The organism is Dankookia sp. GCM10030260 (assembly GCF_042666655.1).
GTDB lineage: Bacteria > Pseudomonadota > Alphaproteobacteria > Acetobacterales > Acetobacteraceae > Paracraurococcus.
In genome coordinates, this window is the sequence record NZ_JBHTDE010000006.1 from 154,091 (window position 1) to 165,885 (window position 11,795).

Below are 11,795 nucleotides of genomic sequence, written 5' to 3' on the forward strand. Positions count from 1 at the left end.
GGGGCAGCTTGGGTTACAGGCGCAGCAGCACGCCCGAATCGCGCAGCCAGCCCAGGGTGCGGGTGCCGTGGGCCACGTCGAGGCCGGCGAACATGGCGATGTCTTCGGGATGGTCGATGTCCATCGCCACGCCGGGCAGCGGGACGATGCGTGGTTCGATGCCGCACGCCCGCGCCGCGGCCAGATGCGGGAAGTAGCTGTCCTCGCCGAAGCGCAGCGGCACCACGCCGGGCGGGCTCAGCACCACGCCGTTCGAGCCCTTCTCGTCATGCGCCGGGGCGATGGTGAAGGCCGGCGCCGCACCATGCGCCGCGACCAGCGCCTCGACCTCCGCCGCCGTCACCGCCGGGATGTCGCCGGGCATGGTCAGCACGCCGGTGGCCCCCTCCGCCGCCAGCACCCGAGCCGCTGCGGTGACGCTGCCCGTGTGCCCATCCCGCGCGCCCGCGGTGATCACTCGCGCGCCGCGGCGCTTGGCCTCCGCCGTTGTCCAGCCATCCAACGTCACCACCGCGACGCCAGCCAAACCGCGCGCGCCGAGCAGCGCCTCCAATACCTCTCCCACCATCATCCGCATCAGCGCCACGCGCTCCTCCGGCGACAGCAGCGGCGAGAGGCGTTGCTTCGACCCCGCCATTTCCTTCACCGGCAGCACGGCCCAGAAAGTCACCGTAGCGCATCCACCGCGGCCAGCACGGCCCGTGCCAGCGCCACCTTGTCGTCCAGCGTCCGCATCAGCGTCGCCGCGCGGAAGACGCGCGGCGCGATGCCGATGGCGTCGTCGCCCTCCTCCATGACGTAGCCTTGCAGCAAGTCGCCATAGCGTGCGGCCGCCGCAGCGGCGGAGGGTGCGACGCCGAGTTCCGAAAACATCTTGGCGGTCGGTCCCTTCACCGCCTGCCCGGCGATGATGGGCGAGACGGCGATCACCGGCGCGCTCGAGGCCGCAATCGCCTCCCGCATTCCCGGCACCGCCAGGATCGGCTCGATGCTGATGAAGGGGTTGCTCGGGCAGATCACCACGGCGCGCGGGCGGGCATGCAGCGCCGCCAGCACCTCCGGCTGCACGCGCGCCGCCGCGGCACCGGCGAATTTCACCGCACGCACCGCCGGTGCCGCGCGTTGCCGCACGAACCAGTCCTGGAAGTCGATCCAGCCTTCGTCGCTGCGGATGCGGGTGCGCACCGGATCATCGCTCATCGGCAGGATGCGCGGGCCGATCCCCAGCCGACCGCGGATGTCCTCGGTGATGGCGGACAGCGTCTCCCCGCCGCGCAGCCGGTGCGTCCGCAGCACGTGCAGCGCCAGGTCGCGGTCGCCGAGGCGGAACCAGTCCGGCCCGCCGAGGCCTGCCAGGGTGTCCATGCAGGCCCAGCTTTCGTCCTGCCGGCCCCAACCCAGCACCGGGTTGTCGAGGCCCGCCAGCGTATAGCTCAGCGTGTCGATATCCGGGCAGATGGTCAGGCCGAGATGCTCGAAATCGTCGCCGGTATTGGCGACCACCAGCAATTCTTCAGGCGGCAGCACCTTCGACAGGCCGAGCGCGAGCTTCGCCCCGCCGATCCCACCAGACAATGCGACGATCACCGGAACAGGTCCTCCGCGCCGACGCGCACAAGTTCCGAGGCCGGCAGCGCCGGTGCGTCCCAGCGCAGCCCGCGCACCAGCACCGCCGGCCGCCCCTCCGCCCCCTGGCCCATCACCAGGCCGGCGGCGGCAGCGATTTCGTCGGCGAAGCCGGTGATGCTGACCATCAAGGTGCGGCCGAACAGGTCCGGCCGGCCGCGCAGGTCGAGCAGGGCCGGCAGCCCCGCCGCGCCGATCGCCACGCCGACGGTGCCGCGCCGCCAGGCCCGGCCGAAGCTGTCGGTGATCACCACCGGCAGGCCGAGCCGGGCCGAGAGCGCCGCCGCGCTGCCATCGGGGTCCAGCGGCAGCAGCAGCGCATGGCCGGACTCGCCGACATTGGACTGGTCGATCCCGGCATTCGCCATGACGAAGCCAAGGCGGTGCTGGACGATGATCAGGTTCGGCCGCGACCGCACCACGCGGACGCTCTCCGACAGGATCAGCTCGACCAGCCGCGGGTCCTTGCCCGTCTCGGCCCCCAGCGCCTCGGCCTGCGCGGAGGGCGTGACGCTGCTCAAGGCGACGCTCCGCCCCTCCGCCTTGCTGACGACCTTCTGCGCCACCGCCAGCACGTCGCCGAGGCGCGGCGAGACGCCGGCCCGTGCCATGCCATCCGCCAGGATCGCGCCGAGGTCGTCGCCCGCCGCCAGCATCGGCAGGCCGGGCAGCGCCAGCAGGGAGACCGCCTCGCTCACCCGAAGCGGCGGCGCAGCAGGGGCAGCACCCGCTCCCCGTACAGGGTCAGGAAGCGCGCCTGGTCCGGCCCCGGCGCGTGGAAGACCAGGTGGCGGAAGCCCAGCCCCACGTAATAGCCGATGCGCTCCACATGCTCCTCCGGGTCGTCGGAGACGATCCAGCGGCTGGCGGCGCGTTCCAGCGGCAGGGCATTCGCCAGGCGTTCCATCTCGGCCGGGTCCTCGACCGACATCTTCTCCTCCGGCGACAGCGCCAGCGCCGCCCAGTGCCGGGTATCCTCCAGCGCGCGCTGGCGGTCGGTGTCGAAGGAGACCTTCACCTCGATCATCCGGTCGTAGCCCGGCTTCGGCGCGCCCGCCGCTTCCAGCCCCGCGGCAACGTTCGGCAACAGCGTCTCGGTATAGAGTTCCGGCTTCTTGCCACTGGTGCAGATGAACCCGTCGCCGCCGCGGCCGGCGTATTTCGCCACCAGCGCGCCGGCGGCCGCGACATAGATCGGCACCGGCGTCTCCGGCCGGTCATAGATCGTCGCCTTGTCGGTCTTGTAGTAGGTGCCCTCGAAGCTCACCCGCTCCTCGGTCCAGAGCTTCCGCATCAGCTGCACCGCCTCCCGCATCCGGGCGAAGCGTTCCTTGAATTCCGGCCAGGGCGCGCCGGTGGAGGGCACCTCGTTCAGCCCCTCGCCGGTGCCGATGCCGAGGATGACGCGGCCGGGGAACATCGATCCCAGCGTGCCGAAGGCCTGCGCCACGATCGAGGGATGGTAGCGGAAGGTCGGCGTCAGCACCGACGTCCCCATCACCAGCCGCTGCGTCCGCGCCCCCAGCGCGCCAAGCCATACCAGCGAGTTGGGCGCATGCCCATCCGTGTGCTTCCAGGGCTGGAAATGATCGGAGATGAAGCAGGAGTCGAACCCCACCTGCTCCGCCATCACGCCGAAATCGAGCAGCTTCGCCGGGGCGAATTGTTCGGCAGAGGCCTTGTAGCCGAGCGTCAGCATCGGACCCGTCTCCCTCAGGTATCGGCCAGCGCCGCCAGCATGGCGTCGCGGTGTTCGGTATCGCCGTCATCGGTGACGGGCTGGATGCAGACATGGGTGGCGCCGGCGGTGAAATGCGCGCGGAGACCGGCCTTCACCGCCTCGGCGTCGCCCGAGATCACCATGGCGTCGATGAAGCGGTCATTGCCGCCATTCGCCAGTTCACCTTCGGAGAAACCGAGCCGCAGCCAATTGTTCACGTAGTTCGGCAGCGTCATGTAGCGCGCCAGTTCCCTGCGGCCCAAGGCGCGGGCGCGCGCCTTGTCGGGCTCGACGCAGACCTTCTGCTCCACCGCCAGCACCTTGCCCGGGCCGAGGATCTCCGCCGCCTGCTTCGTATGCTCGGGCGTCACGTTGTAGGGCACCGCACCGTCCGATTGCGCCGCCGCCAGCGCCAGCATCTTCGGTCCGAGGGCGGCCAGCAGCACCGGCCCTTCCAGCGCCGCCTCGCCGCCCTTGGCGATGCCGTCCAGGTAGGCGCGCATGGCGGGGATCGGCTTGTCGTAGCGATGCCCGCGCAGACCCTCCACCATCGGGATATGGGAGACGCCAAGCCCGAGCGCGAAGCGTCCGCCATGCAGCACGTTCAGGGTCGCCAGCGCCCGCCGCGCGGTGAAGGCATCGCGCGCATAGATATTGGCGATCGAGCTGCCGATGACGAGCCTGGTGCTGTTCGCCAGCAGGAAGCTGGCAAGCGCCACCGATTCATAGCCGCGCGATTCCGGGTACCAGAGCGTGCCGTAGCCCTTGTCCTCGACGCTACGCAGCAGCGCCCGCAGCCCCGCCGCGTCCAGCCGGTCGGTCGAGCACCACACGCCGAGACGTCCGAATTCCATGACCGCATCCCCTGCCCTTGGCCGCAGTATGGCGCCGCCCGGCGCGGCCCGCCAGTTGACGCCGGCCGGCCGCGCTCCGTAGCGTTTCGCAAGAACGCCCCGGGGAGGGTCCACATGGCCACCGAAGCCCGCTTCGCCTACCAGATCGGCGCCGTCGGGGAGGCGGGTCTGACCGACCGCCAGCTCTACCGCGAAGCCATCGCCGATGCCGAGCTGCTGCACCGGCTGCGCTACGACGCCGCCTGGATGGTGGAGCACCATTTCAGCGACTACTACCCGCAGCCCAATCCGCTGCTCTTCCTGTCGCACGTCGCCGCCGCCTGCCCCGGCCTCGGCCTCGGCACCTCGGTCATGGTGCTGCCCTGGTACGACCCGGTGCGCTTTGCCGAGGACGTGGCGATGCTGCAGACGCTGAGCGACGGGGCGCTGCATATCGGCATGGGCCGCGGCACGGCGAAGTCGGAATACGACGCCTTCGGGATCGGCATGGAAACCGCCCGCGACCGCTTCCGCGAATGCTGGGAGTTCACCCGGAAGGCGCTGCAGGGCGGCCCGGTGACCCATGCCGGGCACTATGCCAACTGGACCACGCCGACCGTGCTGCGGCCGGCGCTGGAAGGCCGGATGCCGAATTTCTACGGCGCCATCGGCAGCCTCGAGAGCGCGGCGATCATGGCCGATCTCGGCCTGCCGCCGCTCTGCCTCTCATCGTTCCCGGACAAGCTGCTGCGCCGCATCCTGGAGACCTGGAAGGACCGCAGCGCCGCCGCCGGCCGCCCGACCGACGTGACCCTGCCCATATCCATCAAGTGCTTCGTCGCGGAGACCGACGAAGCAGCCCAGGCCCAGGCGCTGGAATACCTGCCGAAATTCTTCGCCCTGCAGGTGGAGCACTACCAGTCCGACCACGCCCCCTGGGGCAATATCCCGGGCTACGAGCAGTTCAACCGCATGTTCGCCAACCTGCGGCAGCTCTCCGACCCCGCCAACCTGGGGGGCTACCTGGCGCAGAACCTGATCGGCTCGCCGGCGACCGTGGCGCGGCGGCTGCAGGCGTATATCGACCTCGGCTTCAACTACATGGTCGTCAGCAACGCCACCTATGGCGTGCCGCAGTTGGTGCGGCACCAGACGATCAGGCTTTTCGCCGAGGAGGTGATCCCGCGCGTCCGCGCGCTGGCGCCCGCCGCCTAACCGGGCAGCGTCGCCAGCGCCACCAGCCCGCCGCCCGGCCGGTTCCGCAGCACCACGTCGCCGCCATGGGCCCGGAAGATGTTGCGGGCTATCGGCAGGCCGAGCCCGGTCCCGCCGGTTTCCCGGTTGCGGCTGGTCTCCAGCCGGCGGAAGGGCTGGAACACCGTTTCCAGCTCGCTCAGCGGGATACCGGGGCCGTCATCCTCGATGGCAAGCCGCAGGATGCGGGTCGGCGCCTCGGGCGCCGCCAGGGTCAGCCGCGCCGCCGCCCCATAGGCCAGCGCGTTGCCGACCAGGTTGGCGATGGCCCGCTTCATCGCCACCGGCCGGACCTGAGCCACCAGCCGCTCCGGCCCCTGATAGGCGATGGCCTCGGCCAGGTCCGGGTGCCCGTCCGCCGCCTCGTCCAGCACGGTACGGCACAGCGCCGCGATATCGACCGCGACCGTCGGCTCGGCCGCCGCGTCGTCCCGCGCAAACGCCAGGGTCGCCGCCACCATCGCTTCCATCTCGTCGAGATCGGCCAGCATCTTCCGGCGCTGCTCGTCGTCGTCCATGAATTCGGCGCGCAGCCGCAGCCGGGTGATCGGCGTGCGCAGGTCGTGGCCGATGGCCGCCAGCATCTGGGTCCGGTCGCCGACGAAGCGGCGGATGCGCGCCGCCATGGTGTTGAAGGCATGCGCCGCGGTGGCGACCTCGGTCGGCCCCGCTTCCGGCAAGGGCAGCGCGTTGACGTCGCGGCCCAGCCGCTCGGCCGCCTCGGCCAGGGCCCGCACCGGCCGGGTCAGCCGCCGCACCGCCCAGAGGATGAGCAGCCCGGCCGCGAGCGTCATCGCGGCGAAGGCGATCAGGAAGGTCTCGGAATGCCAGGGCCGTGGCGGCGGCAGATGGATATGCAGGTTCAGCCATTCGCCGCTGGGCAGGCGAAGGCTGGCGGCGAAGCTCGGGCCGCCGGGGATCCAGGACGTGATCACCTCGCGCGGCCGGAAGCGCGGCGGGCTGGCGGCGAACAGGTCGAAGCGCAGCATCCGGGCGACCGGCGGCGGCATCGGCGGCAGTTCGGGCCGCGCCATCGGCCTGTCGTCCAGCGTCGCCGACAGGCCGCTGGGCAGCTCCAGCTCCGCCAGCATCTGCGCCCGCCGGTCGGGCGGGGCGAGCAGGACGGTGCGCCAGGCGCTGATCGCCCGCTGTGAGATCTCCCGCGTCTGGGCGAAGCGCTGCAGGTCGACCCGGTCGAGCGCGTGGATGGTGAGCCCGGCCGCCTGCACCACGGTCAGCGCCAGCAGCAGCACGAGCGCGGTACGGCCGGCCAGGCTGCGCGGCCAGAGATGGAAGCGGCGGCGCGGCGGCGCCTCCTGCGCCGGTCGGGAAAGCTGGTTCACCCCTTCTCGACCGTCGCGGCCAGCACGTAGCCGCCGCCGCGGACGGTCTTGATCAGGCTGGGATTGCGCCCGTCATCCTCCAGCTTGCGCCGCAGCCGGGAGACGGCAACGTCGATCGCCCGGTCGAACGGCCCGGCCTGGCGGCCGCGCAGCAGGTCCATCAGCATGTCCCGGGTCAGCACGCGGTTGGGGCGTTCGACCAGCACCTGCAGCAACTCGTACTCGCCGCCCGTCAGCGGCACCTCAGCGCCGTCCGGGTTCAGCAGGCGGCGGCGGGCGGGCTCCAGCGTCCAGCCGGAGAAACGGATCGCCTTGGCCGGCGGCTCCTTCGCCGCGCCCGGCTCGCCGTTCGCCCGGCGCAGCACGGCGCGGATGCGGGCCAGCAGCTCGCGTGGATTGAAAGGCTTGCCGAGATAGTCGTCGGCGCCGAGCTCCAGCCCGACGATGCGGTCGGTCTCCTCGCTCATCGCCGTCAGCATGACGATCGGTACCTCGCCCTGGGCGCGCAGCCATTTGGCGAAGTCGAGCCCGCTCTCGCCGGGAAGCATCAAATCCAGCACCACCAGGTGGTAGCGGCCGAGCGGCCAGAGCTTCCGCGCTTCCTTCGCATCGCGCGCGGCGGAGACGCGCATGCCCTGGCGCTCGAGGAATTTCGAGAGCAGGTCGCGGATCTCGCGGTCGTCATCGACGACCAGGATATGGGGTTGTGGCTCCATCGTGGTTGTTACATAGCGCGCCGGCGCGGATTGTGCCGAAGTTTGTCAGCACGATTGTTGCAGGACGTTGCACGGGCGTCACTTGTTGCAAGCCGTTGCAATTCGGCACGCCGCGGGGCTTTCCGCGGCAACAGGACGGGCCCAGCTTCAGGGTGCAGTCGGCGCCGCTCCCTCCCCCTCGCGGCGCCGATGGTCTAAACGGCGGCGGGGATGGTCCCCCCCTTGCAAACCACCCTGCCGCCGCCCCCCTTTCCCGAGGCACCCGATTGGGCCCGCGCCGGCATCGCCGCGCTGGTTGCGGCCGACCCGCGCTTCGCGGGCATCGAGGCCGCGGCCGGGCCTTTGGCCTGGCGGGTGCGGCAGCCGGGGTTTCCCGGCCTGCTGCGGGCGATCTGTGGCCAGCAGATCAGCAACCAGGCGGCCTCGGCGATCTGGAAACGGCTTTCGGGATTGCCCGGGGCGCTGGAGCCTGTCGGGCTGCTGGCGCTGGACGACGCGACCTTGTGCGGGATGGCCGGGCTGTCACGGCCGAAGGCGGCGCATGCGCGGTCCTTGGCGACAGCCTGTGTCGAGGGGCGGCTGGACTTTTGCCGGTTGACCGCGATGGGCGATGTCGAGGCCATCGCCCATATCGCCGCGGTGAAGGGCCTGGGACCCTGGACCGCGGCGGTGCACCTGCTGTTCGCGGATCAGCGGGCGGATATCTTCCCGCCCGGCGATGTCGCGCTGGCCGCAAGTGCCGCGCATCTGCTGGGGCTGGAGGCGCGGCCGGGGCCGAAGCTGCTGGTAGCGATGGCCGAGCAATGGGCGCCCTGGCGGTCGCTGGCGGCCAGGCTGCTGTGGCACCACTGGCGCTTCGTCACCGGGCGGGCGGTGGTGGAAGACGGTTAGGCGATGCAGCCCGGCCCGTTGCGGTTGAAGCCCTGCACCGTGCCGTCCCGCGTCTCGAAGATCACCGAACAGCCCTGCGGCACTCCGCCGCCGCCCAGTGAGCCGAAGCCCAGCCCGGTGCCGACCCCCACCCCGCTGCCGCCGCCCCGGCCAAAGCCGAAGCTGCCGAAGCCCAGCCCGATGCTGGGATAGACCGCGGGCGTCGTGCTCGGTGCCAGGAAGTCCCATTGCAGCAGGCGGCGGCCATCCGCCTCGTAGCTGCGGCTCGGCACGCCAAGGCCGGCGACCAGCTCGGCCTCCGGCCGGCCGACGAAGCCCGCCATGCGCTGGTCGAAGGCCTGCGGGGTGCGGCTGTCGGCGCAGGCGCCGAGCAGCAGGGCAAGAAGGAGAATGGCGCGCGGCATGACGCCTCAGCGCCCGTCGCGCATTCCGGTTCCGGCTCAGCCCGGCGCGGGCGCGGCGTCGAAGCCGTTGGCCAGCACGCCGCGCGGCGTCGCCATGGCATAGGGCCCGCGCGGCAGGAACTGCCCGGTGCCGGGTTCCGCCTGCACCACGCCGTCGCGCATCACCACCGTGCCGCGGCGGACCGTGGCCACCGGCCAGCCGGTCACCTCCAGCCCTTCATACGGCGTGTAGTCGATGGCGTGCTGCATCAGCGTGTTGGTCAGCGTGACCTTCTTCTTCGGGTCCCAGACCGCCAGGTCTGCATCGGCGCCGACCGCGATCATCCCCTTCCGCGGTGCCAGCCCCATCAGCCGGGCCGGGTTGGTCGCGCTCAGCCGGACGAAATCGTCCAGCGTGATCCGCCCCTTCGACACGCCCTCGCTGAACAGGATCGGCAGCCGGGCGGCCAGACCCGGGATGCCGTTCGGGATGGCGTCGAAGCTCGCATCCCGCCCGGCCGAGGCCTTGCCGTGCTCGCCCCCCATCGAGAACCCGCAATGATCGGAGGAGACGATGTCGAGCGTGCCGCGCCGGATCATCTCCCAGACCCGGCCATGCTCCTCCGCGGTGCGGGGGGAGGGGCTGCACATATAGGCGGCGCCCTCGAAGCCCGGCCGGTCCATGTCGGCGGCGGTCAGGGTCAGGTATTGCGGGCAGGTCTCGCCCCAGACCTTGAGGCCCCGGTGCTGGGCGCGGGCGATCTCCTCGGCTGCCTCGGCGCAGCTGACGTGGAAGACCTGGATCGGCTGGTCCACCAGCTCGGCCAGGGCGATGGCGCGGTGCGTCGCCTCCCGCTCGACGATGCCGGGGCGCGACCAGGCATGGTATTTGGGGGAGGTCATGCCGGCGGCCAGCAGCGCCTCGGTCCGCCACTTGATGGCGGCGTAGTTCTCGCAGTGCACGGTGACCAGGCAGCCGTTCTTCCGCGCCGTCACCAGGACCCTGATGTATTCCTCGTCCGACAGGTGCAGCGGCTCGTAGGTCAGGAAGACCTTCAGGCTGCGGATGCCCTTCGCCACGATCAGCGGCACCTCGCGTTCCAGCACGTCGGGCGTCGGGTCGGTGATGATCTGGTGGAAGCTGTAGTCCAGCATGCCGCGGGCGGCGCGCTGCTCGTAGTCCTCCAGCCGCGGCAGGATGCCCTCGTGCTTCCATTGCGGCACGAAGCACACGACCGAGGTCGTTCCCCCGGCGAAGGCGGAGGTGCTGGCGCTGACGAAGCTCTCCTCGTTCACCGTGACCGGCGGGGTGCCGGCGGTGCTGACATAGCCGCCGCGGGACGGCTCCTCGATATGGCAGTGGCTGTCGATGCCGCCGGGCAGCACCAGCAGGCCGCCGGCATCGAGCGTCGAGGCGCCGCCCTCGACGCGGTCGGCCAGCGCCGCGATGCGGCCGCCGCGGATGCCGATATCGCAGCGCGTCGTGCCGAAGCCGGTCGCCACCTCGCCGCCGCGCACCACCAGATCGTATTCGGCCATCGCCCCGGTCCCCAAGATCCGCCGGAAAGATGCCGCTGCCCGTGCCGCCGTGCAAACCCAGGCTGGGCAACCACCACAAGGGGCGGCAGGGTGGCAACGAGATGGGAGGGCCGGGATGGGCGTCGTGGGCGCGGGGCTGGTCGCGGCCTGGCTGGTACTGGCCGTGATGGCGACCTTCGCCAGCGCGGTGACGCGACATCTGCTGCGCCGGCCGCAGCCCTGGCCGGAGGCGACGCCGCCGGTGCTGGTGCTGGTGCCGGTGCGCGGCGCGGGGCCGCTGCTACTGGATTTCCTCGCCGCGCTCGCGGCACAGGACTGGCCCGATTGGCGTGTCGCCTTCGCGGTCGAATCGATGGACGACCCGGCGCATGCCGTGCTGGCCGCCTATGTTTCGGCGAATCCTGGCCGTGCCTCGCTGGCCGTTGCCGGCCCGGCCGAGGGCCGCGGCCAGAAGGTGCAGAACCTGCTGGCGGCCCTGCGCGAACGCCGCCCCACCGACGCCGCGGTGGTTACGTTGGATGCCGACACGCTGCCGCCCCCCGGCCAACTCCGCGCCCTGCTGCGCCCCGTGCTGACCGGGCAAGGCGCCATCGCCACCGGCTACCGCTGGACCTTGCCCGCCCCCGGTGCCGGCTGGGCGACCGAGGCGCTATCGTTGATCGAGACCGGCATCGCCACCCTGCCGCGTTCGCCGTCCTGGAACATCTGCTGGGGCGGGGCCACCGCCATCGGCCGCGAAGCCCTAGACCGGCTCGACCTGCCGCGGCTCTGGGACCAGGCGATGTCGGACGACCTGGTGTTGACCCGGGCGGCAAGAGCAGCCGGGTTGCTGGTCTATGCCCCGCTGACGGTGCGGCCACCGAGCCCCGTCGTGCTGGACCTAAATGGCGCACTGGAATTCGGCCAGCGGCAGTACCGCCTGCTGCGGCTGCACCTGCCGATCTTCTGGTGTCTGGTGGGGCTGGGCGTGGTGTTGCCGGTGCTGGGTGGCGTCGCGGCGCTGGCTGGCGTGTCGGCGGGCGATCCAACGGCGCTGGGCTGCATCGGCCTCGCCATGCTGCTGCACGGGGTCCGCATCCGCCTGCGCGATGCCATCGCCAAGGCGGTCCTGCCGCCCCGATCCGCCACAACTGCCCGCCACGTACTCGGCCGCGGCGCTTGGCACTGGCCTGCGGCCGGGCTGCTGGCGCTGGCTGCTTGGCTTGGCAGCGCATTCGGCCGGGAGATCACCTGGGCTGGCCGCCGCTATCGGCTGAACCGTGCCGGCCGGGTCATCCGGCTGCGTCGGGCGTAAGCAAATCCCCGGCAAAACTCGAGTTTTCTCAATGATATGAGACAGGGCCGGGGAGGAAGTATGTCCCGGATGGACACCGCGTCCGACCCTTGTCCATATTTGAGGGTCACCACTGCCACGCGGCGAGTGCCGGGCTCGGAAAACCAACGTGGAAGTTCGGGGCAGCAATGCCTCTTTCTCCCCGATCTCACCACCT

Annotated in this window: 12 protein-coding genes; 3 read left to right on the top strand and 9 right to left on the bottom strand. The window is 71.3% G+C overall.

The features are described 5' to 3' along the window. Nucleotides 1–13: 13 nt before the first annotated feature. Genes cofC through ACFQS7_RS19850 form a run of 5 tightly spaced genes read right to left on the bottom strand, consistent with a single transcriptional unit; the run spans nucleotide 14 to nucleotide 4,200 of the window. The gene (gene cofC, locus ACFQS7_RS19830; protein ID WP_380068857.1) at nucleotides 14–670 is read right to left on the bottom strand and encodes a 2-phospho-L-lactate guanylyltransferase; all 657 of its coding nucleotides are present in this window, start codon (nucleotides 668–670) and stop codon (nucleotides 14–16) included. Further along, entirely contained in the window at nucleotides 667–1,587 is a 921-nt protein-coding gene (cofD, locus tag ACFQS7_RS19835; protein ID WP_380068858.1) for a 2-phospho-L-lactate transferase, read from the bottom strand. Before cofD ends, cofC begins: the two co-directional genes overlap by 4 nt. After that, nucleotides 1,584–2,324 carry a coenzyme F420-0:L-glutamate ligase gene (gene cofE / locus ACFQS7_RS19840; protein ID WP_380068859.1) on the bottom strand — a complete coding sequence of 247 codons (741 nt, stop codon included), beginning with the start codon at nucleotides 2,322–2,324 and terminating at the stop codon, nucleotides 1,584–1,586. The genes cofD and cofE overlap by 4 nt, the downstream gene beginning before the upstream one ends. Further along, a complete protein-coding gene (gene fgd / locus ACFQS7_RS19845) occupies nucleotides 2,321–3,325 on the bottom strand; it encodes a glucose-6-phosphate dehydrogenase (coenzyme-F420) (RefSeq protein WP_380068860.1) in 1,005 nt (334 codons plus the stop codon). Before fgd ends, cofE begins: the two co-directional genes overlap by 4 nt. Nucleotides 3,326–3,339: 14 nt before the next feature. Continuing rightward, on the bottom strand, nucleotides 3,340–4,200 hold the full coding sequence (locus tag ACFQS7_RS19850; RefSeq protein WP_380068861.1) for a TIGR03620 family F420-dependent LLM class oxidoreductase: 861 nt from the start codon (nucleotides 4,198–4,200) through the stop codon (nucleotides 3,340–3,342). Between the two features lie 114 nt (nucleotides 4,201–4,314). On the opposite strand from ACFQS7_RS19850, the gene ACFQS7_RS19855 reads away from it, so the two are divergent. Continuing rightward, nucleotides 4,315–5,394, top strand: a complete 1,080-nt coding sequence (locus ACFQS7_RS19855; RefSeq protein ID WP_380068862.1) for an LLM class flavin-dependent oxidoreductase — start codon at nucleotides 4,315–4,317, stop codon at nucleotides 5,392–5,394. Here the strand turns inward: ACFQS7_RS19855 and ACFQS7_RS19860 are convergent. After that, nucleotides 5,391–6,776, bottom strand: coding sequence for an ATP-binding protein (locus ACFQS7_RS19860; RefSeq protein WP_380068863.1), 1,386 nt, complete (start codon nucleotides 6,774–6,776; stop codon nucleotides 5,391–5,393). The genes ACFQS7_RS19855 and ACFQS7_RS19860 overlap by 4 nt on opposite strands. Next, the gene (locus tag ACFQS7_RS19865; RefSeq protein ID WP_380068864.1) at nucleotides 6,773–7,492 is read right to left on the bottom strand and encodes a response regulator; all 720 of its coding nucleotides are present in this window, start codon (nucleotides 7,490–7,492) and stop codon (nucleotides 6,773–6,775) included. The genes ACFQS7_RS19860 and ACFQS7_RS19865 overlap by 4 nt, the downstream gene beginning before the upstream one ends. A 222-nt stretch (nucleotides 7,493–7,714) precedes the next feature. On the opposite strand from ACFQS7_RS19865, the gene ACFQS7_RS19870 reads away from it, so the two are divergent. Then, nucleotides 7,715–8,383, top strand: coding sequence for a DNA-3-methyladenine glycosylase family protein (locus ACFQS7_RS19870; RefSeq protein ID WP_380068865.1), 669 nt, complete (start codon nucleotides 7,715–7,717; stop codon nucleotides 8,381–8,383). Here ACFQS7_RS19870 and ACFQS7_RS19875 read toward each other — a convergent pair. Both ACFQS7_RS19875 and hydA read right to left on the bottom strand, forming a co-directional pair. Beyond that, nucleotides 8,380–8,787, bottom strand: coding sequence for a hypothetical protein (locus tag ACFQS7_RS19875; RefSeq protein WP_380068866.1), 408 nt, complete (start codon nucleotides 8,785–8,787; stop codon nucleotides 8,380–8,382). The two genes, ACFQS7_RS19870 and ACFQS7_RS19875, sit on opposite strands and share 4 nt — an antisense overlap. 36 nt (nucleotides 8,788–8,823) lie before the next feature. After that, on the bottom strand, nucleotides 8,824–10,305 hold the full coding sequence (gene hydA, locus ACFQS7_RS19880) for a dihydropyrimidinase (RefSeq protein ID WP_380068867.1): 1,482 nt from the start codon (nucleotides 10,303–10,305) through the stop codon (nucleotides 8,824–8,826). Nucleotides 10,306–10,420: 115 nt separating this feature from the next. Here hydA and ACFQS7_RS19885 point away from each other — a divergent pair, with 115 nt between their 5' ends. Further along, the gene (locus tag ACFQS7_RS19885) at nucleotides 10,421–11,599 is read left to right on the top strand and encodes a glycosyltransferase (protein ID WP_380068868.1); all 1,179 of its coding nucleotides are present in this window, start codon (nucleotides 10,421–10,423) and stop codon (nucleotides 11,597–11,599) included. Nucleotides 11,600–11,795: the final 196 nt, after the last annotated feature.